General features: G+C 35.3%; 23 protein-coding genes and 2 pseudogenes. 24 read left to right on the top strand and 1 reads right to left on the bottom strand.

The window, feature by feature from the left end:
* The first annotated feature begins 6 nt into the window (after positions 1-6).
* The 12 genes and pseudogenes from PE36_RS08075 (at position 7) to PE36_RS08015 (ending at position 9,702) form a co-directional block, all read left to right on the top strand.
* Positions 7-489, top strand: coding sequence for a GNAT family N-acetyltransferase (locus tag PE36_RS08075; RefSeq protein WP_043994284.1), 483 nt, complete (start codon positions 7-9; stop codon positions 487-489).
* A 124-nt stretch (positions 490-613) separates the two neighbouring features.
* Positions 614-1,243, top strand: coding sequence for a LysE family translocator (locus tag PE36_RS08070; RefSeq protein WP_006031501.1), 630 nt, complete (start codon positions 614-616; stop codon positions 1,241-1,243).
* 96 nt (positions 1,244-1,339) lie between these two features.
* Positions 1,340-1,657 carry an antibiotic biosynthesis monooxygenase gene (locus PE36_RS08065; protein WP_006031500.1) on the top strand — a complete coding sequence of 106 codons (318 nt, stop codon included), beginning with the start codon at positions 1,340-1,342 and terminating at the stop codon, positions 1,655-1,657.
* A gap of 50 nt (positions 1,658-1,707) precedes the next feature.
* Entirely contained in the window at positions 1,708-2,061 is a 354-nt protein-coding gene (locus tag PE36_RS08060) for a VOC family protein (RefSeq protein WP_006031499.1), read from the top strand.
* Between the two features lie 52 nt (positions 2,062-2,113).
* Positions 2,114-2,548 (top strand): GNAT family N-acetyltransferase, encoded by a 435-nt coding sequence (locus tag PE36_RS08055; RefSeq protein WP_006031498.1) that lies wholly within the window; start codon positions 2,114-2,116, stop codon positions 2,546-2,548.
* A 42-nt stretch (positions 2,549-2,590) separates the two neighbouring features.
* Positions 2,591-2,809 carry a DUF6500 family protein gene (locus tag PE36_RS08050; protein ID WP_006031497.1) on the top strand — a complete coding sequence of 73 codons (219 nt, stop codon included), beginning with the start codon at positions 2,591-2,593 and terminating at the stop codon, positions 2,807-2,809.
* A gap of 37 nt (positions 2,810-2,846) precedes the next feature.
* Entirely contained in the window at positions 2,847-3,308 is a 462-nt protein-coding gene (locus PE36_RS08045; protein WP_043994279.1) for an isoprenylcysteine carboxylmethyltransferase family protein, read from the top strand.
* Between the two features lie 172 nt (positions 3,309-3,480).
* Positions 3,481-3,669 (top strand): annotated as a pseudogene (locus PE36_RS08040) (YtoQ family protein); the annotation flags it as partial.
* A 1,078-nt stretch (positions 3,670-4,747) separates the two neighbouring features.
* A complete protein-coding gene (locus PE36_RS08030) occupies positions 4,748-5,056 on the top strand; it encodes a hypothetical protein (RefSeq protein WP_006031493.1) in 309 nt (102 codons plus the stop codon).
* On the top strand, positions 5,053-7,224 hold the full coding sequence (locus tag PE36_RS23715; RefSeq protein ID WP_006031492.1) for a tetratricopeptide repeat protein: 2,172 nt from the start codon (positions 5,053-5,055) through the stop codon (positions 7,222-7,224). The genes PE36_RS08030 and PE36_RS23715 overlap by 4 nt, the downstream gene beginning before the upstream one ends.
* A 707-nt stretch (positions 7,225-7,931) precedes the next feature.
* Positions 7,932-8,987, top strand: a pseudogene (locus PE36_RS08020) (reverse transcriptase family protein); the annotation flags it as partial.
* A 7-nt stretch (positions 8,988-8,994) separates the two neighbouring features.
* Positions 8,995-9,702 (top strand): retron Ec48 family effector membrane protein, encoded by a 708-nt coding sequence (locus tag PE36_RS08015; protein ID WP_006031490.1) that lies wholly within the window; start codon positions 8,995-8,997, stop codon positions 9,700-9,702.
* A 191-nt stretch (positions 9,703-9,893) separates the two neighbouring features.
* On the opposite strand, the gene PE36_RS08010 is transcribed toward PE36_RS08015, so the two are convergent.
* A complete protein-coding gene (locus PE36_RS08010; RefSeq protein ID WP_006031489.1) occupies positions 9,894-10,100 on the bottom strand; it encodes a helix-turn-helix domain-containing protein in 207 nt (68 codons plus the stop codon).
* 110 nt (positions 10,101-10,210) lie between these two features.
* On the opposite strand from PE36_RS08010, the gene PE36_RS08005 reads away from it, so the two are divergent.
* The 12 genes from PE36_RS08005 to PE36_RS07950 all read left to right on the top strand — a co-directional run bounded on the left by PE36_RS08005 (position 10,211) and on the right by PE36_RS07950 (position 22,200).
* Positions 10,211-10,747: a hypothetical protein gene (locus tag PE36_RS08005; protein WP_043994294.1), complete on the top strand. Its 537-nt coding sequence runs from the start codon at positions 10,211-10,213 to the stop codon at positions 10,745-10,747.
* Positions 10,744-12,144 carry a DEAD/DEAH box helicase gene (locus PE36_RS08000; RefSeq protein ID WP_006031487.1) on the top strand — a complete coding sequence of 467 codons (1,401 nt, stop codon included), beginning with the start codon at positions 10,744-10,746 and terminating at the stop codon, positions 12,142-12,144. The genes PE36_RS08005 and PE36_RS08000 overlap by 4 nt, the downstream gene beginning before the upstream one ends.
* A 666-nt stretch (positions 12,145-12,810) precedes the next feature.
* A complete protein-coding gene (locus PE36_RS07995) occupies positions 12,811-13,728 on the top strand; it encodes a DUF5677 domain-containing protein (RefSeq protein ID WP_006031486.1) in 918 nt (305 codons plus the stop codon).
* Positions 13,729-14,266: 538 nt separating this feature from the next.
* Positions 14,267-14,800, top strand: coding sequence for a hypothetical protein (locus PE36_RS07990; RefSeq protein ID WP_043994275.1), 534 nt, complete (start codon positions 14,267-14,269; stop codon positions 14,798-14,800).
* 224 nt (positions 14,801-15,024) lie between these two features.
* Entirely contained in the window at positions 15,025-16,116 is a 1,092-nt protein-coding gene (locus PE36_RS07985) for a hypothetical protein (protein WP_006031484.1), read from the top strand.
* 106 nt (positions 16,117-16,222) lie between these two features.
* Positions 16,223-16,741, top strand: coding sequence for a hypothetical protein (locus PE36_RS07980; RefSeq protein WP_043994273.1), 519 nt, complete (start codon positions 16,223-16,225; stop codon positions 16,739-16,741).
* 350 nt (positions 16,742-17,091) lie between these two features.
* Positions 17,092-17,328 (top strand): hypothetical protein, encoded by a 237-nt coding sequence (locus tag PE36_RS07975; protein WP_006031482.1) that lies wholly within the window; start codon positions 17,092-17,094, stop codon positions 17,326-17,328.
* A gap of 10 nt (positions 17,329-17,338) precedes the next feature.
* The gene (locus PE36_RS07970) at positions 17,339-17,818 is read left to right on the top strand and encodes a hypothetical protein (RefSeq protein WP_006031481.1); all 480 of its coding nucleotides are present in this window, start codon (positions 17,339-17,341) and stop codon (positions 17,816-17,818) included.
* A gap of 856 nt (positions 17,819-18,674) precedes the next feature.
* A complete protein-coding gene (locus PE36_RS07965) occupies positions 18,675-19,091 on the top strand; it encodes a GFA family protein (RefSeq protein WP_006031480.1) in 417 nt (138 codons plus the stop codon).
* Between the two features lie 362 nt (positions 19,092-19,453).
* A complete protein-coding gene (locus PE36_RS07960; protein WP_006031479.1) occupies positions 19,454-20,059 on the top strand; it encodes a MepB family protein in 606 nt (201 codons plus the stop codon).
* Between the two features lie 644 nt (positions 20,060-20,703).
* Entirely contained in the window at positions 20,704-20,916 is a 213-nt protein-coding gene (locus PE36_RS07955; RefSeq protein WP_006031477.1) for a DUF3955 domain-containing protein, read from the top strand.
* 480 nt (positions 20,917-21,396) lie between these two features.
* Positions 21,397-22,200 (top strand): TIR domain-containing protein, encoded by an 804-nt coding sequence (locus PE36_RS07950; RefSeq protein ID WP_006031476.1) that lies wholly within the window; start codon positions 21,397-21,399, stop codon positions 22,198-22,200.
* Positions 22,201-22,492 lie beyond the last annotated feature (292 nt).

Below are 22,492 nucleotides of genomic sequence, written 5' to 3'. Positions count from 1 at the left end.
TTAACCATGATTCAACTTAGACCTATGACATTAGTGGAATATCCCGCTTATTGTGATTATTTCATTGATGATTATAGTCGTGAAATAGCTGAGAACTACGGTCATACAATGGACAGGGCTATCGAATTAGCCGAGCAAGATTTGATTCGTAGCTTCCCTAATGGATTGGAAACTAATGAACATGATTTACTGTGTCTTGAACTTAAATCAGAATCAGGCTCGGAATCAGAAGTTGTCGGTTATCTATGGCATTCAGTTAAGGTCAGCGATAAATCGACGTTTATTTATGACTTTTTCATTTTCTCGAATCAGCGTAATAACGGGTATGGGAAATTAGCTATTAAAGCCCTTGAATCTCAACTGCAAGCGATTGGCATTGAACAAATAAAGTTAAGAGTAGCGTATCAAAATCAGCGTGCTTTAAAGTTATATCAAGACGTTGGCTTTGTTATTAGTGGCTATAATATGTCAAAGAAAATAGTGAGTTAACGTTTATAATATACGTATTAGAATAACTATCTCGCTGCTCGTCCAACCTTTAATGGTAGCCACCGTTTACCTCGCACCCTTAAGTTGTTAATGTATTGTGAATACATTAATTCAGGAGGTTCACATGATCCCGTTAGATACATTGATGCTTTTTCTCGCCGCGACTTTTGTCGTGGTACTTTCACCGGGACCTGCTGCAATTGCTGTCACAGCTGAGTCCGCGTCCAATGGATTTAAGAGTTCTGTTTGGGTGATATTAGGTATTGCGACAGCAAACGTTGTATTTTTCGTCTTGTCTGCTACAGGTATTGCAGGACTCCTAATCGCGTCACACAGTTTATTCACGGTAATTAAATGGGTAGGTGTTGCATACCTTTTGTACCTTGGGTTCAGTGCAATCTTTAGTGATGCAGGCCCTTTAAGGATTAACAAGTCAAACAATGAGAAAGGCAGTTGGTATAAAGTATTTTTGAAAGGTTTTATTTTAGAAATATCGAACCCAAAAGCACTGTTGTATTTTTCAGCATTGCTGCCACAGTTTATTGATATATCTCATCCAATTATCCCTCAATTAGCCATATTGTGTTTAATCACTATTTTTATAGATCTTTTTTGTTATTCGCTATACGGGTATTTGGGGTTCAAATCAATTAGTGTTGGGATAAAACCCATCATAACGAAACTGATAAATCGGTCTGCTGGCTGTATGTTAATTTTCGCTGGGGTAAAAATGGCTTCAGTGGAAAGCCAATAAATATAAAACGCATAGCAATCAGCAGTAAAAATCTGCGCTTCAGTGCCACGATTCGTTGCCTCTGTTGTTTACAAAATTTGATACTTAGGAGTAAAAATGTCAGTTATCGCCAATACACCTAAACCACCCTATTTTGCTGTTATTTTCACGTCTACACGTACAGACGGTGATAATGGTTATGATGACATGGCCAATAGGATGGTTGAATTAGCAGATCAGCAATCTGGATTTTTGGGCATTGAATCAGCAAGAGAAAATGTTGGGATAACCGTTTCTTACTGGGCGGATCTCGAGTCAATTAAAAATTGGAAAGCGAACACTGAGCACTTAACCGCTCAAAAAATTGGTCGTAAGTCTTGGTATGATTCTTTCAAGGTTCGTATTTCAAAAGTAGAACGAGATTACGGTATATAATAAATATGAATTCAATTCCGTATAGGAGAATATAAATGATTGGATATGTAATGTTAGGATCACAAAATATCGACGTTTCGCGTTATTTTTACAGCTCTTTAATGGATATGATGGGGGCTAAAAAAGTAGCCGATTCGAAAACATTTCTAGCGTGGAGTTTTGGTGACGAAAAACCGGTACTGGCAATAGGAACGCCCTTCGATGGTGAAGATGCGAGTTATGGTAATGGCACCATGGTCGCTTTAGCTGCTTCTTCGGTTGAGGACGTCGATAAGCTGCATAAAAAAGCATTAGCTTTAGGTGGACAAAATGAGGGCGACCCTGGCGTGCGCTCAGGTGGGTTTTATTGTGCTTATTTCAGAGATTTAGATGGCAATAAATTAAACTTCCATTGTAAACCTTAGAGAAGTAACTCTTAGAATTAAAACAAAAATTGTTATCTGATGAGGGAATATCATGAAGTTAGTTATTGGCAATGATCCTGAGCTTATTGGAAAAGCCAGAAAAATTAGACACAGTGTATTCGTCACGGAACAAGGCATACCTTCACAGCTGGATTCAGACGGATTAGATGACGGCGCTTATCATGCCTTAATGACTCAAGGCGACGATTTAGTGGGTACGGCAAGGCTAACACTCGTGAGTCCTACCCATGCGACCTTAGCTAGGGTTTCTATTATGTCTGATTTCAGAGGCCAGGGGTTATCCACAACGTTAATTAGCTCGTTAGTCAACAAGGCGAAAGAACTCAATTTAAATCGGATTGAAATTCATGCGCACAAAAATCTTAAACATTACTATGAGTCGTTGGATTTTAGCTATATTAAGGACGCCGGGTCGGTTGCTGAGCATCCGCTTATCGAGATGCATTTGAAGTTAAACCCCGAATAATACCCCTCCACATTCAAGAACATTTCTGCATATGAGTACATAATGAGACAAGAATTAAGAAACAAAATAATTGATGTTTGTAATAAAAAAATAGCCAGCAAAGGCGATAATGTCGGCCTTTCATTTTATGCCTTTTTCGCCAACAAAAATGATAAGCCGGAGTTACTGATGGAAGCGGCGACTTGGTGGATCCAAATACATAAATTGGATCACTTCGTTAAAGCGGTTGTTATTAAAGAGATGATCCAAGCTGGACTGTAGTGGCATATAACAAGAGATCATAACCTCGGAGAGTATGATGCAAGCACTTAAACATAGAGTACCACCACCACTTGTAGCGGGACTATTTGCGTTTGCTATGTGGGCTATTTCATTTGTTGTACCGACGGTTGAGATGAATACCGTGGCGCGTTTGACCTTATCAGCTGCGACAGTCGCTTTAGGGATCTTTTTTTGTCTTGCGGGTGTTGTTTCTTTTCGACGCGCTAAAACAACGGTTAACCCTTTAAAACCTGAAGCAGCGACTGCGCTAGTAAGTTCGGGTATTTATGCCATATCACGTAACCCTATGTATGTTGGCTTTGCTTTATTTTTGACTGCATGGGTTATGTATTTATCATCACCTTGGGTAAGTATAGGCGTTGTCGGTTTCGTGCTTTATATGAACCAATTTCAGATTGAACCTGAGGAGCGAGCGCTTGCAGAAATATTTGGACCTGAATTCATCAGTTATCAAGCAAAAGTTCGTCGCTGGTTGTGAGTTTATCTAGGCTGGTATTTACCTTATCGCCTTAAGTTGTTAAGGTATTGTTACATTGTGTCTACTTTGCCATTTTATTGTATACAATTTAACGGGGTTAGTGTTTCAATATAATTACATTCAATACAGTTACATTCAATACAGTTACATTCAATATAAGTAGGTATGACTTATGAAATACGTTGTTTATTTATCAGGTGAAATTCACAGTGATTGGCGCGAACAAATTATCAGTGGTTGCGAGCAGAAAGGGTTAGATATTCAATTTACGTCTGCGATAACGAACCATGACGCAAGTGATGCTGCTGGTGATTGTTTGGGTGAAGAAACCACTTCATTTTGGCGTGATCATAAATCATCAATTTCCCTAATACCTTCATTGAATCCTATAAGTTATCAATTATAAACCTTGTTTAATCATCCTGATGTTAATATCGTTGTTCTGATATCAACGCTATCTTCTTTAAATAATTTTATATTACTCATATTATCAAAAGACTAATAATAACTAAAGTCTAAGAAAACTAGAGTTACTTGATGAACCTGTTTATTCATTTATTTGAATAAATATGATTATTTTGGTATTTACATATTTGTTTGTCTGAAATATCAGAGAGTCGGAACCAAGTTTTCATAAAATACCGTTAAACATTAATAGGTCAGATAAGGGATAACAAGATTTTGGATAGAATCGCGTTAGAATGTATGGGAATGATGACAAAATTTTCAGCTCGACATAAAATTATATCGGGAGTATTTGTCAATATTATTCCATCATGTATGATGTTAACCGCGTGGCAATCGATAATCCAATAAGCGAGCTATCTACTCTGTATACTCGATATGACCAATCTATGTAGACGTATACATGAAGGCTACTCTAGGGTACGGTTAATACTAATATTAACCACTGTGCATAAAGTATGTGATGTAAGATCAGTATCTAGTAGTGGTTCGCTACGTTAAATCTATTGAACTAATTACGCCCCGAAAATATCATTTCAAGCAAGCTAGTTCCTTATGCAATGCTTCAACAGTTAATTTAATTACATCGGCATTAGTTAACTTTTCGTCAGGATAATACCCCTTGATGTGATTCAACGAATTAATCAAATTAATATCAACGATAACACTACTAACTTTGGAATTTCCTAGGTGTTTGTTTATTACCCTGACACTGGTCATGCTAGCGTAACTATAAGTAAACTTTAAACTAAGTTCCACATAACACAAAGATGCCATAGACCTCTTAGGTATTTACAAATTTGTGGATTATTTTACTGAATTACAACAACTTTCAGTAAAGGTTATGCGCTATATTCTTCTTATGTACAGAATTAAATTATTCTAATGTTCAACCGAAATACTGTAATATAAAATGCTCTGACGATTTAGGTGGGTATTACCTATTATTTAAATTACGTTACTAGGAGTTAAGCATGGATTTGAACCAACTCATTGAATTTTCCTGGGGAGCTATAAGTGGAGGAGTATACTATGATGCACTTAAAACTACTTTAGGCGCCGTTTTCCCAAGATTGGAAGCATTCAAAGATAACGATAAAAAAGAATTGTTTGACGCTTCTTTACTTGCGGTTTTGGAGACAAATGAGCAAATTAAAGAAGAAATTTCACATATGGTCCAAGGGATTTCGTCTATAGAAGTGACTCAAATCACTACAGGTAATATCGAAGCTAGTGGTACAGTCATTGTGGGAAACCACAACATAATAGGTAGCTCTAAGTGAGTGAATCTAGCTTTAGTGTTGGGGATATTGATGCGGAAGGTTGCGTAATTGTCGGTAGTGGAAACAGCATAATCCAGAATTTTTATAATACACCTGATTACAAACGTCTTAAAGGCGAGCTTGAAGAATCAATCACTAATCGACAAAAATGCGAGATTAGATACAATAAATACCCCGAAGATAATGACTTCAGTAACGATCTTAACTGTGCAACTCAAGCTGTAATTCAGTGTGAAGATCAACTAGTACAGTTTGAGAATGAAATAATTTCATTATACCAGTTAATTAAGAATTCGGAATCCCATAATGATTCTGAACGATTGAAATATGCTAAAGAATTCTTTAATAATGGAGACTTAAATTCTGCCAGAGAAGCTCTAAATGCTGATAGTTTAAACTCTGAACAGATGTCTTTGTTACAACTAAAAAGTAATGCTTTGGAGTTAGTAAAAAAGACACAAGTAAAACTAGAGGTTAATGCTGAAGAATTTTCCTTAAAGGCCAAGTTAACTGCTACAAACTTTAGTTTAAATGACCTGCGTATTCCACAAACAATCAATTTTTATAGAAAATCGTTAGTTTCATCCAACTCACCTGAGCACAAATATAGGTTTGCTAGTTTTTTGTATGAACATAACTTATTTACTGAAGCTAAAAGTCTTTATCAAGAAGCTCTGACTCAATATAGACAACTATTTGATATGACTGGAGTATCTGGTGTGTTAAACAACTTAGCTAATTTGTATGCCGATGAAAATTCACTGTTTGAAGCTAAGAGTCAATATCAAGAGGCATTAGTTATTCTACGCCAGTTAGCTAAGTCTAATGCCCATGGACACTTGTCTAATTTATCAATAATACTTATCAATATAGCAATCTTGCTAAATAGTCAGAATGAGCACCCAGAAGCTAAAGAATTATATCAAGAAGCTATAGATATTCAGCGTCAGTTAGCTCAATTAAATTCGCAAATTTATTTGCCTGTATTGGCTGTTTCACTGACTAACCTAGCAAACTTGCTTGCAAAAGAATATTCAGAGACAAAGGCTTATGAAGCATACCGTGAAGCGCTGAATATTAAACGTGAACTAACCTGTTTGGCCCCACAGATATATCAGTCCAGTTTAGCAATCACTCTGAATAACTTTGCGTATTTTCTCTACAGATCTAATATGCTATCTGAGGCAAGAGAAATATTTCTAGAGGCGCTGGTTATCCAGAGGGAATTAGTCGAATCTAATCCACAAGTGTATTTACCTGACATGGCAAAAACACTTAATAATTATGCAAATCAGCTGGTTAAAGTAAACGCCTTAGATGAAGCGCGAAATAAATTTCATGAAGTGTTAGTTATCCGGCGCCAGCTAGCTGAATCGAATTTACAAGTTTACTTACCCGGTGTAGCGACAACGCTTAACGATCTTGCTAATTTATCATCGATAGAGAACGCGTTAGTTGATGCCAGAGATCAATATCATGAGGCGCTAATTATTAGGCGTAGGTTGGCAAAGTTAAACCCAAGTGCTTATTTATCGGAATTAGCTGTCTTACTGAATAATCAGGCGAATTTATTCTTAAAAATGAATTTATTGATAGAATCCAAAAAAATGTATCAAGAGGCTTTAAGCATACAGCGTAAAATGGTTGAATCTAATCCCAATACTTATTTGCCAGATCTAGCTGTAACTCTCATTAATCTTGCGCGTTTATTTACTAGAATAAATGAGAAGACTGAAGCTAGAGAAAAGTGTCAAGAAGCATTGAGAATATACCGTCAGCTGAACGATTCAAATCCAGGAACTTTTTTGCCATACTTAGCTATCACACTTAATAATTTGGCTAATCATTTTGTAGATGAAAACATGTTAGATGGAGCAAGAAAAAACTATCAGGAGGCGCTGTATATCAGACGTCAACTTGCTAAATCGAACCCACAAGCATATTTACCGGATGTGGCTACTACACTAAGCAACATAGCGCTTTTGCTAGAAAACGAAGACAAACTAGCTGAAGCTCTAGATAAATACCATGAAGCATTGAACATTTACATGAAATTTCATGACAATATACCACTTGTATATGAGCAATACGTGGAAAAGGTAACTGATAGAATTAAATTTATTGAAACTATGTTATCGCTCAGGAATAAGAATAAAATAGGTCCGTAAATATTTACATTATCCATATTCAACATTTTATCTTATGTTCAATATGGTGGCCGTCTTGTAATAAGAACAAACTAAACTAGCATTTTACTCTAACTTACTTGTGTCCTACTTTAGCCTTGTACCTCCCTACATCATCATGACCTTTTATCAGTAGTAGATAATGATGATTGCAAAGAACTAAAATCACGGACGTGAATCTCTATTAAGCCACTTACTTGTGGGTTTTACATTTAAAATGTTGATTGTAAGTAATTGATATGATAATGTAATTTCACGGTGGCGTATCGCTGCTCTACTACGACAAATTATTAAAATATTTGATCACGTTGCTAGTTAGATTTTAATTAGCGTTCTAAGCATTTGCATTAGAACTACACCAGGGCCCCCCTGCCTTCGCCACGGCTGCAAGCAACCGTAGCGCTTGATATGCCTAGCCGCAACCAAGAACAGGTAAGTTGTGATTAAGTTAATATGTTTCGGTAGCTGAGTTTGGTTGTGACCTATTGTATGGGTAGGCTAGGTATATAATTATTCTGGAATGATATTGAATGTCTTATAAGTATGACTTTGGTAAAAGGTCTAAGCGCTCTATTAGTAGTGTTGACAACCTACTTATAGCTTTAAATATTACTCGTAACGAATTTGATCATGTTAATGCATTAACTGAATTGCAAAATACAAAGAATCGAAGTTAAAAATCTAATGGTTCTATTCGAGTAGTTTATAATCCCGAAAAAACGCTTCGCAAAATTCAAAGGCGTATCAATAAACGAATATTTAATCAGCGTCATATCAAAGGTGGATTGATATCTTGGCCAAGTTATTTGTTTGGTTCTATACCTAATGATCCTCAACATAATAGTTCCGTTCCAGTAGTAGATTTGTCCAGAGATTATGTGGCGTGTGCTACAAATCACTGTAATTCGAAAAGCTTACTTAAAATGGATATAAGTGATTTTTTTGATAATATTCATGAAATACATGTATATAGTATATTTTCAGATCTACTTAAGTTTCCAGACGATGTCTCTAATGCTCTCACTTCGTTATGTTGCTTGAATGGGAATGTAGTACAAGGTGCGTTAACATCTAGCTATATTGCTAGCGCCGTTCTATTTGATGTGGAAGCTAAAGTGGTAAGAAGGCTTCAATATAAAAATCTAACATATACTCGACTCGTTGATGATATTACAGTTTCCAGTAAGAAATTTGATCATGATTTTTCCTATGCTCAAAGTATTATAACCGAAATGGTTCAGTCAAAAGATTTACCTATAAACATAGAAAAAACAACGATATCTAGATGTTCAACTGAAGAGCTGATGGTTCATGGCCTTAGGGTTAATTATAAAGAACCTAGACTTCCAGCAAGTGAAGTTTCACGTATACGATCTTCTGTAAAACACTTAGAGTTGTTGGCTCAAGACTCTGTTTATCGTGTCAGTAGAGATTATCGAAAAAGTTTTGATCGATGCCAAGGTAGAGTCAATAAGCTTGGTAGGTTAGGGCATCGGCAGCATAAAATTCTTCTAGATAGAATTTTGAGAATTAAACCATTGCCTAGTAAAAAAGATATAAATTTGGCTATTAAATTTATTACTAAACTCGAAAATTGGCATATAACTAAGGCTGGCGAATACTGGTATTTTCGCTTATTCCATAAAGCCCATGCTGAATTAAATATCCTTCAAAGATGTTTTAACAAAACAGCTTATTCTTTGCGACAAAGGCTTAGAAAAATAAAACCGACAGCTGGAGATTAGCATTGATATGAAGTCAAATTACTCAGAAGTAAAAGCATTATTAAATTCATTAAAAATATACTTAATCGTATCCGCTATTCTAACTATTTTAATAGCAATATTTTCACTTGGTAAAGCTGGGCTTTTTAGTCAAAATATTTGTTTTACTTATCAATGTATAGATAGTTTTTTCAGTGAGCTTACTAATGTTATATCCTTTGTTGACTTCGCTCTAAAAGTACTCGTATCGTCAGTTACCATATTTGGTATCTACCACGCACTAAATAACTACCTTAGTAGTATTGATGCTTCACGTTCAAACATTCATTTAACTCACTTAAATACATTCAAAGATTATTTGATATCAGAAGTTAGCAGTCATGACCGATTGAACATAAAGAGTTTTAATTTTTTCAAATGGTATAATATAGCATTTCCATTGTCACGAAATGGGAAGTTAGACATCGGTGTTGATTATGAGAATTGGATAAATGAATTGAACGCTGAAATCAAAATATCAAATGATTTGGTTCAAGGTGTTACAGCAAGTGGTTATGATTATAAAAAGCATCAAGGTAGAATGATTAAAGTTATGAAAAAGGTAGGAATAAACTGTCCTCGATTGCATAGAAATGATTTTTACGAACTTGAAGGTGAGGTTATGCAGTTGATTAACAAAGTAAATATGGAATTTTGTTTTCTCGATAAAAAGATTTTTAAACGTCATTATAATTGAGTGAAAAATCAATGTTAAGTTAAGCACCGTTACAAAATTGTACATGATATTTAATCCGTAACTTGTTTATATGCTCTTGTGTTGCTGAGCTTGTAGGAAGAGGATCTACTAAAGTACCAGAATTTTTTATGGCGATGAATTTTCAACTATTAACAGCAGTGATTGGGAGTCCTTCTTTAAAGATGTAAAGCTTAAGGTAGTAAGCCTTTAGCATCACACTCTAACACTTCAGCGATTTGATATAGTTTTTCTAGCGTAATATTGACTTCACCACGTTCAATACGGCCCACATACGATCGATCAATATCGGCTAGTAACGCGAGTTTATCTTGAGATACTCGCATTTCTTTTCTTCTAACTTTAATTTTCAATCCAACATTAATCGCTAAGTCTTTCATTTTAAATCATTCTAAAAATGAAAGACTATCCGCTCTTGTCACACCAAAAACAACGGACTATAATCCGCATTTTGTAGTGCGCTTTAAGTGCGACCCTTGGATTTAGAATGATGCCGAAAAAACCGATAAAAGTTACAACGTCAATATATTCAATTTTTATTACTGATGATTTGAATAATTTTACAGTCAGTGAAATGAGAAGTGCTTATATGGATATTACCTGTGAAACAGATCCTGTTCTTTCTCGAAAGATGGTTTACCGACAGATTTTGCGCCTACAAAAACTAGGTATGCTTGAAAAGATCGACTCTGAGAACGTAAAAGAGCATCGTTATAATAAAACAAATGTGTTTCACCAGACAGGCTTAACAACTGAGGAAATTAAGAATAAACAAACAAGTCCAATGCTTGTAAAGAGTCCTAAAAAGATTACTAGATCATTACTTGATGAACGTTTAAAGCAGTGTGAAGTAGACTTGATTGCAAGTATTGCTGAGTCAGAAGAATACATGGCATTGTACAAGTCACTCCCTGAATTGAAAGAGCACTTAGAGTCGAATTACCTGCAGTCTCGCGAGCACAGCTCTAAGTTATTAGGGCAAATCAAAGCGATAAAAAGCGTTATCTCATACCAGAGGAAGCAATGATGAAATTGAGACCCTGGCAAGAAGAATGTGTATTGACAGCTGTTGAACATTTTAAACATACTAGCAAGCATTTTTTATGTTTAGCTACGCCTGGGGCTGGCAAAACTATTATGGCTGCAGAACTAGCTGCGAGTTTGCATAAGTCTAAGCTTATTGATTTTATTTTATGCTTTTCACCATCGATTAATGTAGCCCATAGTATTCGAGATCGGTTCTCTCAACGTTTAAACTACCGGTTTGATGGTGTTATTGGTGCATTAGGTTGTTCATATACATACCAAAGTTTATTGTTTTTTAATGATGACTTTTGGCAAATCATGAATAACCATCGCGTATTGGTTATTTTTGATGAGATCCATCATTGTTCTGGTTCGACAATTGAAAACGCTAATGCATGGGGTGAGGAGATTATATTAAAGATTCAATCTCAAGCTGCCTATACCTTAGCATTAACAGGTACACCATGGCGCTCAGATAAGGCTCCTATCGTTCTTTCTAATTACATCGAGCCAGATGGTGCTATTCAATGTGATTACGCCTACGGGCTTAGTGAGGCCGTGAGAGACAGTGTCTGCAGAAATCCTAAAATTGTTTTGATTGATAATGAAAAACTAACTGTAACTCAAGAAAATAAAGTTTCAAAAGTATTCTCAAGCTTCCAGGCTTTATTAGGCGACCCTTCTATATCCTACCAAGCGATTATAACGAACGATACTGCGATCCGTTATGCATTAAATTTATCATGTAATAAGTTAAGCGAAATAAGATGTATGAACCCAAATGCAGCCGGTTTAATTGTCGCATCTTCAGTTGAGCATGCAGAATATATTATGAATATTCTACAGGTTGAATTTAAGCAAAGTGCGATATTAGTGACTTATAAGCAACCCGATGCTCAGTATCTTATCGATCAATTTCGTCATAGTGATTCGGAATGGATAGTGTCAGTCAATATGGTTTCTGAAGGCATAGACCTCCCTCGTTTGCAGGTATGTTGTCATTTGAGTCACGTTAAAACTGAATTATATTTTAGACAGGTGCTAGGTCGTATTTTACGTATGAATAATGCTCCAAATAAAGATGCATGGCTTTATACGTTTGCAGAGCCGTTACTCAGTGAGTTCGCATTAAGAATTCAGCAAGAGATCCCTGATGTAGAAGTTATAATGGATAACAATATTAAAAAGGTACCTGGCTTTAAAGCATTAAATAAACGGGGTTTCGTTGGGAAAAGGAATGATAGTGTAAAACTCGATATGGGTGTTGAGAGTGTTTCAGAACGTCCATTATCACCTTATGCTATCTATCAAAATAAAAGTTGTATAGATGATTTTACATTTGAGATTAGAGGCGATTTCAGGGAAAAAGTAATAAGAACCTTTAGTTCACCATTTTAAGCGATAACTGTCATTAAATAGAATTTTGAGTGAAGTTGAAGTAACAAAGATAATGCAGTTTATAGTCAATTTTACATGCCGTTGCATGCAACGGCATGTGAGCGTACAAGCCGCAATATATACTTTTAAAATACTTAACTATCTGACTGAACTAATTTTACGTCTCTTTAGCGTTTAAATTACAGATGTTTATAGATTAGTTAAAATCCATCTAAATCATTATGCCCCTTTCTGTAGAGTAGTTACTCACACACAATATATTCATATCGGTTTGCCATACATTTATTATGCATATTGAAAACTGTTCGACGAGATGATTTTATACCGTATTATTGATATTTTGGTGAACGCAGTCTCGGTTTGTCAAAAAACAGTCAGGTTTATCTTGTGACTGAAAATTAATATCAATATACTCAATCACATAGATAGTTTTGTATATAACTTATAAGACTAAATCAATAACTTACAGGACGACTCGTTCCCCCTGGAATCGGTAATCAATAAATTTCTAATATAATCTTATTTTTCAGTTGATTAGTTACCATCTTTAGCGGTGAATGAGTTTGGCAAACCGACACGTCCTACTATACATACGTTCAAGCGATTTGAGCCTTGCAAAGAACGCAAAGCACAAATACTAAGACGTTAGAGGTTCGAGGATATAAGATGGACAAATTAGTTTCTGATTTTATTAGTCAAAGAACGTTATCACTTGATATGGAACTTAATGAACCACTTTACAATGCAATTTTGTACTTAGAAAAATCTAATGTACTAATTAATCAAATGTGCGAAGAAAACCAAGAAAATTTAGTTAAGGCTGTTCCATGGTCTTCAATGCATGATATGTACAAAAGAAACTACGAGTATTGCAGTGCCGTTCTTGGTTGTTTCCTTATCGGTCAATTTCCATCAAGTGAAGCACTTTGCAGAACTGCTATTGAAGGTGCTGTCAATTTACATTATGTAAGCCTTGGAGATTCAATGGGCAAACAAATAGCCTATTTTAAAAATCACCTAACTACGGAACGTAAACAAAATCGGAGCTGGAAATTAAGTGTTGAAAATTCAGAATATCCCCAAGAAGCGAAAAAACATCATTTTACAAAAATTGAGGAAAAAGAAGAATCGTTAAATCACTATGAAAATGGTCTTAGACAGTCTCTCGCTCTGTCTGGTGTAGACTTTGATGCTGTTGATTTAAAGTGGCCTAATATTTTTGATAGATTCAAAGAAGCCGATGATGAAGTTGGCTACAGAACAGTTTATGCAGCTCTATGCTCTCAAGCACACAATGATGCAGAGGATATTCTAAATAAAATCATGTCTCGAATTACCGCTAATGCTTCTGGAATGGAAGAGGCTCAATGGATAGAACAGTATAATTTTTCTCTTTATTTATTATTGACTGCCATCAATTACCATATCAATGCATCAGCTATGTACATCGCAAAATTTAGTATAAAACCGGATCGTTTAATCGAATGTAAAAATAAAATAGTTGAATCCATTATTCTAGTTACAGAGCACGGTCCTAGGTTGGTAAAAGAAAAAATAAATTTTAATGTAAATGGAAACCTCTAACAATAAGAATAGGTGTCGCGTCGCCGACACCTTATTCGGGTGTTGAACAAGTCCAACAAGCAAATCAAAGCGGATCAATTAAAGTCGGCTGGTTTCGCTTCGCTATACTTTTCTCATGCATTATTTATAAGGTATCCACCTGCGTCTAAACGCTTACATGCTTAATAAATTAAACCGACAAAACTACCGTATTTATCCATAATACATACGATTGTTCAACTGCACATTTAATTGTGCTTTATACAGTGTTATTTGATTTTTGATAATAGTATTCTCGTTTTTCCAGTTAATTCAGTACAGTTTCTCTTGTAGAAAATAATATTATTCTTTAAACTCAGGTAGATACAAGTTCCATCATAGAAATAAGCGGAGCATAAATTCGATATAACAGGCGCGCACGCTTTTTCAGAAATGAAACATTAAAATTTTTTGATTAATTTAAATCTATTCAATGAGTTATTTGATATTGGTTAAACTGGTCTAATGAGGTAAATGAGCGCCGTTTATACAAATGTTATGTTTTTTTTGAGGCATGAGTATGATTACAAAGAAAGAGCCGATTACTAGAGATGAACGGATTCGTAGAGTCGGATTTCTTTGTGTGCATTTTGTAAGAAATTTGGCGTTCTATCGTGCAGGTATGGAAAATGGAATATTATTAAAAACGAACCCATTTTGGCGAACTGCAAATTTTAATTTTTTTGATCAAGCCGTTTTGGAATGGTGCAAACTTTTTGCTGATAAAAAAGGGAAACATTATTGGGGTAAAATTGCTACTGACTGCTCTAAATTCCAAATTTTCTTATGTGAAACTATCAGAATGGATAATGATGAATTTGAGGTTTACGTAAATGAACTTCGTAAATCTAGAGATAAGTTCATCGCGCACCTTGATTCTGAACGTCATGATTATCGTCCACATATGGATATAGCTTATAAATGTATAGAGTATTACTATCAACATCTATTTAACCACGATAATAAGCAGAATTGTCTATCGGATTTTCCAAGTGACCTTAAAGTATTTTATGACAAGTGCTTCCAATTGGCTGAAGCTGAATATAAAACATAACAAGTCAATTAATTACACGCTTTCAGCGTCAGACATCCTATACGTGACTTCGTCACAGGCAGCTAATTATTGAGGCGTTATGTGTCAGTGTTACCCATAGACGATTGGTGTTAATGGATAAAAAGTATCAAGTATTCGCAAGTCTCATATTGGTCTTTGACTCCTTACAGTAAGAATAGAATGATGCAACTTCGTGCATTGAAAAAGTAGAGTTATCAAAAATAATGAATGAAAAAGTACAAGACACACGCAAAATTCAAATTGATGAGCTGGCAGATATACAAGAAAATACTGATCTTGAAAATCAGATTCAAAAATTCTTATTTGTTATTATGATTGGTTTAGTTTTATTGGGGGCTTTTCTCTGGGCCGAATCTCAACTTGTTGCAACATATATTACAAATGGGTATTTCAAAGGTAATTCAACAAGTGATAAGGCTAAATTGGTAAATATTAAGATTTTTGGTGGTGTACTACTTTTATTTTCTACCGTTATCTTCTCATATTTACATATGTCAGGATTTAACCTTAAGAGAATAAGAAAAATAAAGACAGAAGAATTGAACACCCCTTTAAACTCAAAAGAAAATAAGGCAATTGTAAGTTTGCTTCGTTCAATTAATGATTCATTAGAAAAGGGGAAATTAGAATCAACGTTATCAACTCATGAACGAGAATCTATCGTAAGTAAAATATCAGAGACAGTCGAATCACAGCTCAATAGTGCTCTATTATTAAAAATTGAAGGAAAGTACGGTTCTAAAATATACAATGATAAACTCTCGATGCAAGCAGAAAAATCATTAAACTCTACCGTTGTGAGATTAAAAAAGTATGCTGATACCTTACAAGCCAAAGCAACTATAAATTTAGTTTATGGTATCGCAGCAACAATCTCAGCCATTTTGATCCTAATATTTGTTTTAATGAATGCTACTCCGCCTCAAAATGATTCAAATATTGAAACAGTCTTTTACTATACATCTCGGTTGTTTTTAGTTCTTATGGTTCAGGGGATTTCCATTTTCTTTTTAAACCTATATAAAACAACATTAAACAATATTATTTACATTAATAATGAAGTGACAAATTATGAAGCAAAACGAGATTCATTAATGCTCGCTTTCAATTCTGGTGATTCAACTAACACATCAAAAATGCTTTCAAACCTTGCAAATACGGAGCGAAACTTTGTACTTAAAAAGGGAGAAACCTCTGTTTTTGATAAAGGAGGAATTCCAGTAGAGCCTGCAATATCAGCTACTATGGTCGCTGATTTGTTAAATAAAATGAATTCTAGTGGGAAAAACACATAACAAGAAAATTAACTAGGACTTAAAATAGCTTGCTGTTTTTCGTTACTCAAAATTTTAGCTAACTATTTTAAGCCTGTGATTTGGGCGTTGTGTTTCTGGAGTTGTGGTGAATAATCTAATTGAAGATGCCGAACTATCTTTTAAATTACTTGAGTACACAATAAGAAACATGTGTTACGCAGAGTTAGGGAAAATTGATGTTGATGTATTTGGCCAAGATCTTCAATCGAACCTTGATGAAGAAAATGTTTCCTATTCTTCCGATGAATTTAAAAACCAAGATAGTATCGTTCATGCATCTCAAATGGCAGTAAGTACAGCTTTTGGCGCAACGGCTATTTGTTTAGATTGTATTTTAGAGAAAGTGAATTCAGAGCATAGTGAAATCAAAATTATAAAATCATTAATATCGGCTACGCGTAATGCATTTTCTCACGGTATTGCAGCGCCAGAATGGTTTGTTAAACCTCACAAATTTGAGGTGTTAGATTTAAGCTTTATTGATGGTATCGGAATTAATTTAGAAAACCTAAATGGGCAACCATTTGATTATTCGCAAATAGGTGGCTTAGCTGTTTGGTATAGAATTAAATCATATATAATTACATACGTATCAAACACATAAAAAGTCCTTTAAAAGGACGAGAAACAGCTGGCTGTTTTCGTTCCTCAACAAGTTTAGCCAACAATTGTTGTCCGTTTAATGTAGGCGTTAATCTCAATTTATCCATACTTTCTGGAATGCAAATTATGTTCTTTGAAGCTTAAACTCTAAGCCAGTTTTGTCCAGCAATGATTTTGGGATGTGGGGCGTAACTTGATGTGGGGCGTAACTCGGAACGTGCCCCAAACCTTTTTAGATAAAACTATCATTATGTGTAACCCCACAGATAACAACCGCAAAGAACTTCGTTATCGGGAAGACGAGTAACCGTGATAATATTCTTAAGTGTCTAATATTATCAAGGAGTAAGTATGTCTATTTCAGAAGAGGCATTACAACCAAAGTGCCCGATTTGTGGGGCTCAACCTGTTCATACAGACGAGCATCAAAAGTTTATGATATGTAAAGAGTGCGGTCATAAAGAGAACTTTAATGACTTCATGGAAGAATATGAGGCTAAGATGCTTGATGAGGTGGCTAACTCTTTGACTGAATCATTTGAGAGTGCGTTTAAGGGAAATAAGAACATTACATTTACGAAGAAATAGAGGGGGTTAAATGGAGTTAACTGTTAGCGATGCAGGCGCTATTGCCGCTGCTGTTTTTGCTGGTTGTTCTTTATGGCATAGTATTAGAGTTCATAGTAAGCAGAAAGACTTAGCAAGAGAATTGGGTAATCTGCAAAGGGAGCTTACAGTCCTTGAGTTAAAGGATGCTAAAGAGCGTGAGATGAATAAGGAGAAGGCAGAGTTTACTGCTAGGTTCGTAAGTCATCGTAGCAATAGCAAACGGCTAGTTATTACTAATATAGGTTCTGCTCAAGCCAGAGATGTAAGAATTGATTTTGGTGAGAGAGTTGATTTTGTGATTTCATCAGAGATTAAAGATTATTTTCCATGCAACCTTGATAGTTCTGAGTCCGTTAAATTGCTTGCAACAACCTCACTTGGTCATACGGTTGTTAGAGAGTCATTTACATTATCGTGGATGGATAATGCTGGCGGTGGCCGAAAAGGGTTTAATATTCAATACACATAATAGTTGCTAAAATAATTATAACTACGCGAGTCCAACTTGTTGTGGCTAAACTATATTGGCCACTGATTTGTCGTTTTGTAAGACGAGTTGTGCCACAAACGACTCAGTATTATCAATTCAAACCTCGCCAATCACGCTAACTCGATTCTGCCCCTTTCTGCGTTAGAGCAGTTACTCACTCACGATGTTTTCATATCGATTTTCCATACATTTTATCATGTGAGGAATCTGTCATATCACAACAATACACGCGAACTCTATTGCGAGTTCAATTGTGATCCAGCCTTGGTTAGATTAGATATTATGCAAAGGGGCTCTCCCTCCTATAGTGACTTGTATCCCATATTACAAAAGCATTAGAAATAAGCATTTCAATTAAAATCGATGCGAAAGTGATATTCACTAAGACAGTGCAAAATGATCCATCCAGAATTACGGGTTAAAATTGGTTTTAAAGGGGTAAAGTAAGCGTTAGAGAGGACTTTTTGCCTGAGTAGTGAAATGACACTGCGCATTATCACCTTTATGTTAAACAGCCGCTCAGGGACTAAATTTATCTCAAGATCAAAAACATTCGAATTTTGCAGTTCCAAACTAATCCCCTAGGTTTAAACTTATCATTATGGAATTTTTATTCACCCCATGATTTATGCGTAAGCCCGCTATTTACGATTTAATACCCACCTTATCTAAATCACCTCAGCTAAATGTCGAATTAACCCACAAGAAACACTGTATTTAGATACAGTGTACGTGTAAGCTTATTACCAATGTCAGTTTAGTATTTAGCTTAAATTCTTTAGTGCTTCACTGTTTTAAATAAAATATACAGTTAATGAATTAAGGAGTTATAAAAATGATTAAGTCTGAAGCAAGCTGCCTTTGTGGGGAAGTAATAATTACCGCAGAGGAAGTGAATCCTAAGTTTACAGTATGCCATTGCCAATCATGTAGAACCTGGGGTGGCGCTCCATTCTTTGCGGTGCAATGCGGTACTAAAGTAAAAATTGAAGGTGAAGATAAAGTTAAAATGTACGAATCATCATCTTGGGCATCACGAGCTTTTTGTTCTGAATGTGGAACACACCTTTTCTATAAATTAAAAGCTACAGGTGAATACAATATGCCTGTAGGCTTATTCTCGCAATTGAAAGGGTTAGAAATGGACATGCAGTACTTTAGTGATCTCCGTCCTAATTATTATTGTTTTACCAATAAAACAAAAGAAATGACTACAGCTGAGATAATGGCCTATTTCTCTGAAAAAATATAACTGAAAATAGCCATAATCTACATTAGTGGCAAGGATACTACGTAACCTATCCAACTGCGCATAACGCATGTTATGTAAGAACCGAATAAGATAATGGTTCGCTACGTGAAATCTGGCGAACTAACTCCCACCAAGAATTATTCCAGGCACGTAACTGACGGCCATCAAACATTACTAGGTAATATTTATCGCCATTACTTAAACCCGATCATAGTTATGCGCGTTATCGCCTTTATGTTCAATAGGCCGCTCAGGCTAGATTTTATCTCTAGTTAAGAACAGCCTATATTTGGTAAAGTGAATAATAAACATTAATACAGCCAGCTTGATAGCTAGTCTTTAAATACAATTAAGGTGTTTCTGTGGAAAATAAAAACTATCGTGATGAATTAGAGTCTTTTTTAACTCAAGAGTTTGTTCCTGTAGGCTATAAAATAACTAAAAATGTTGAGATAGATTCTGTTCTTGAAAGTTCGAAGTATGAAGCATTAAATTTTTCCCTAGATAATAGGAATATTGTCTATCGGAGAGGTAAAGTGACTTCAGATAGGCCTGGAGCTTTTTTAGCCGTTTGGAAACGTCCACTTTCCGAGAGTATCAATGGTAATAAACCTATTCCATTAAAATCCAATGACCTCGATTATTTGTTCATACGGGTTGATAGCCATTCTAATGTCACTGAACAGTTAGAGCATAAATCTAAATGTGGGATGTTTATTTTCCCTGTCTCTATTTTGATTGAAAAAGGTATTGTCTCTCAGATGAAAAGCAAGGGAAAAACGGGATTTAGAGTTTTTCCACCGTGGAGCGAAGATAGAGGTATTACTGGAACTAAAGTATTTTCCGAATCGGGTAAGAAAACTCAGCGCTGGCAATTACCATTCTTTCTAGATATTGATGAGGACGGTTCAATCGATTCATTCGAATTAAGTAAGCTATTAAGTAGTCAAAGCATTAATCACACTTAATCGTTGGTTATGCTTCGTCGTATAACCGTTTGTAACTTTACTAGTATATCGAGTAAGGTTACTTCTTTAGTAATAAACAATCCATAAAAAACGGCGGCAAGTTGGCGGCGGTATTTCGGAATAATAGGTAAGTCATTAGATAAGAACGCACAAAATCAAAAATGAACGCTGTATATAAGCACAGTTAAAATCGCGCTTCAACTCCCCTCGACTCAACTGCGCATAACGAATGTTATGTAAGATCAGAGTCTAGTAATGGTTCGCTACGTGAAATCTAGCGAACTAACTCCCACCAAAAATTATTCCAGGATCGTAGCTGACGGCCATCAAACATCCCAATGAGATTATCTGTTGTCACAACAGATAATTATTACCTAGTAATAATTAAACCCGATCATCGTTATGCGCATTATCGTCTTTATGTTCAATAGGCCGCATATGGAGGTTTTTATCGCTAGAGATTAACCTCCAACAAGGAAGTTAATCTCAACAAACCATGATGCGACACACGAACGCTTACAAACCAAACATTTTCTTTACAACTGATTTTTGTTTTAATAATTCATCTAACATATGGAAAAGTGGAGCTGTGAAGGATATTAAATATTTCACCTTCGACGCTTTTCAAGGAGTAGTTTTGATTCATGCTAAATAAATTATTATTAAGTTCAATCGTATTGTTTGGATTAGGTTTTAGCTTTCTTTTTTTAGAAAATACATTCTTTCAATATATCGACGAAGAAGGTGTTCTACATGAAAGTCTTTTTCTTCCATTTGGTGTTATAGGCATTCTATCTGCTGCAGGAGTTCTGTTTATTTATCTAACGATAGTACTTATTAGAAAAGTATTTAAGTAAGATATGAAGCGTATTAGAGTTGTACTTAGTATTGGTTCTCTACGTAAAATCTAGCGAACTAACGCCCACCAAAAATAATTCTAGACGCGTAGCTAACAACGAAACAATAACCACCTGGTAACGGCTACACGTGATTAACACTTCTGCGCTACGAATGGTCAAATTAACGATCAGGTGGTCTTATAGGGTGGTTAAGAGGCTTTTAGCGTGTTTTCATACACTAATATCGCTCTGCGTATTATCACCTTTATGTTCAATATGCCCGTGTATTGGCTATTTTATCCCTAAATTTATAAAGCCTCCCGTTAGGATACTAACCCTACCTTGGTGCAAAGTATTGATTTATACCCAAATAAGGTTAGTATTCGTGAAATATAAAAACCTTGTTGCCATATATAAAAAACTTAAGTAATTTGACATTGAGTTATGGTGATTAACAAGTTTTTTTAGTCGAACAGTTCCATATTTTAGAAGGGTATTATGAGCGTAGAATTTTTAGATACTGAATTTGAAAAAGTAAGTTATCTCATGAACATACTAGTTGCTAAGGCCACAAATGGAACGTATTCTAATGAGGAATTCGCATCCCTACGCTATGAGTTACTAGCCAACGATAACATTACATCAATCCTACCTAAGTGGTTGAAGTTACATAGAAGCCTTGATTCTTTTTGGGATTTTATCAAACCTAAATTTGGATCCTATTCTGATAGAAGAAAGTTTTTAAATGAGGAGTTTTCAGAAGCTCTAAATCTTCTTGAATTTGGGCATGCAGTGGAAATGAAAAAAGAACCAAAAGCGGTAGGGGTGATTTCTGAAATTATAGGTCAACAAAACTATATAGCACCTAAAAAGAAGGTTTTTATTGTCCACGGTAGAGACAATGAAGCCAAGCAAGAAATATCAAGATACATCGAAAGTTTAGGTATTGACGTCATAATCCTTCATGAGCAAGCAAACAGTGGTATGACCATCATTGAGAAAATAGAATATTACGCAAATGAAGCTGACTTTGCTTTAATTCTATATACCGCATGTGATCACGGGCGCGGTATACATGAAACAAAGTCTCACCCTAAGAACAGGGCTCGTCAAAACGTTATTTTCGAGCATGGCTATCTTATGGCTAAACTAGGTAGAGAAAATGTATGCGCCTTAGTAAAAGGGCAAATAGAAACTCCGAATGATATTAGTGGTGTTGTCTACGTTGGTTTAGATACCCTTGGCGCTTGGAAACTTGAAGTCAATAAAGAGCTACAAGCTTGTGGCTACAAAATATCATAATCAAATTGTATTGATAGCGCCCAAGAAGCACCACTGCGCATAATGTTATGCCATTCTGCCCCATTTTAATTCAGATTGAAGATTCAGTCGCTTTGTTCAACGCTATGTTTGATTTGGATATGTTAAACCGGAGGGGGGTACGATAAGGTTAGTTAAGTAAGCTTATGAGTTTGTTGTTGTTTATTAACATTTTCTCAATATGTTTTTTGTTTTTGCTATGTACCACATGAAATTTGAATGGGTAAGTGTGCTTACATAGTGGGATTTAGTTATTAGTTATCAGTTATAGGAA

The organism is Moritella sp. PE36 (genome assembly GCF_000170855.1).
GTDB lineage: Bacteria > Pseudomonadota > Gammaproteobacteria > Enterobacterales > Moritellaceae > Moritella.
This window is presented reverse-complemented; position numbering and strand designations above follow the sequence as displayed.

Excerpts from the sequence above, each read along its gene's own strand:
- PE36_RS08075 (WP_043994284.1), top strand. The coding sequence starts at position 7 with ATGATTCAACTTAGACCTATGACATTAGTGGAATATCCCGCTTATTGT.
- PE36_RS08070 (WP_006031501.1), top strand. The coding sequence starts at position 614 with ATGATCCCGTTAGATACATTGATGCTTTTTCTCGCCGCGACTTTTGTC.
- PE36_RS08065 (WP_006031500.1), top strand. The coding sequence starts at position 1,340 with ATGTCAGTTATCGCCAATACACCTAAACCACCCTATTTTGCTGTTATT.
- PE36_RS08060 (WP_006031499.1), top strand. The coding sequence starts at position 1,708 with ATGTTAGGATCACAAAATATCGACGTTTCGCGTTATTTTTACAGCTCT.
- PE36_RS08055 (WP_006031498.1), top strand. The coding sequence starts at position 2,114 with ATGAAGTTAGTTATTGGCAATGATCCTGAGCTTATTGGAAAAGCCAGA.
- PE36_RS08050 (WP_006031497.1), top strand. The coding sequence starts at position 2,591 with ATGAGACAAGAATTAAGAAACAAAATAATTGATGTTTGTAATAAAAAA.
- PE36_RS08045 (WP_043994279.1), top strand. The coding sequence starts at position 2,847 with ATGCAAGCACTTAAACATAGAGTACCACCACCACTTGTAGCGGGACTA.
- PE36_RS08030 (WP_006031493.1), top strand. The coding sequence starts at position 4,748 with ATGGATTTGAACCAACTCATTGAATTTTCCTGGGGAGCTATAAGTGGA.
- PE36_RS08015 (WP_006031490.1), top strand. The coding sequence starts at position 8,995 with ATGAAGTCAAATTACTCAGAAGTAAAAGCATTATTAAATTCATTAAAA.
- PE36_RS08010 (WP_006031489.1), bottom strand. The coding sequence starts at position 10,100 with ATGAAAGACTTAGCGATTAATGTTGGATTGAAAATTAAAGTTAGAAGA.
- PE36_RS08005 (WP_043994294.1), top strand. The coding sequence starts at position 10,211 with ATGCCGAAAAAACCGATAAAAGTTACAACGTCAATATATTCAATTTTT.
- PE36_RS08000 (WP_006031487.1), top strand. The coding sequence starts at position 10,744 with ATGATGAAATTGAGACCCTGGCAAGAAGAATGTGTATTGACAGCTGTT.
- PE36_RS07995 (WP_006031486.1), top strand. The coding sequence starts at position 12,811 with ATGGACAAATTAGTTTCTGATTTTATTAGTCAAAGAACGTTATCACTT.
- PE36_RS07990 (WP_043994275.1), top strand. The coding sequence starts at position 14,267 with ATGATTACAAAGAAAGAGCCGATTACTAGAGATGAACGGATTCGTAGA.
- PE36_RS07985 (WP_006031484.1), top strand. The coding sequence starts at position 15,025 with ATGAATGAAAAAGTACAAGACACACGCAAAATTCAAATTGATGAGCTG.
- PE36_RS07975 (WP_006031482.1), top strand. The coding sequence starts at position 17,092 with ATGTCTATTTCAGAAGAGGCATTACAACCAAAGTGCCCGATTTGTGGG.
- PE36_RS07970 (WP_006031481.1), top strand. The coding sequence starts at position 17,339 with ATGGAGTTAACTGTTAGCGATGCAGGCGCTATTGCCGCTGCTGTTTTT.
- PE36_RS07965 (WP_006031480.1), top strand. The coding sequence starts at position 18,675 with ATGATTAAGTCTGAAGCAAGCTGCCTTTGTGGGGAAGTAATAATTACC.
- PE36_RS07955 (WP_006031477.1), top strand. The coding sequence starts at position 20,704 with ATGCTAAATAAATTATTATTAAGTTCAATCGTATTGTTTGGATTAGGT.
- PE36_RS07950 (WP_006031476.1), top strand. The coding sequence starts at position 21,397 with ATGAGCGTAGAATTTTTAGATACTGAATTTGAAAAAGTAAGTTATCTC.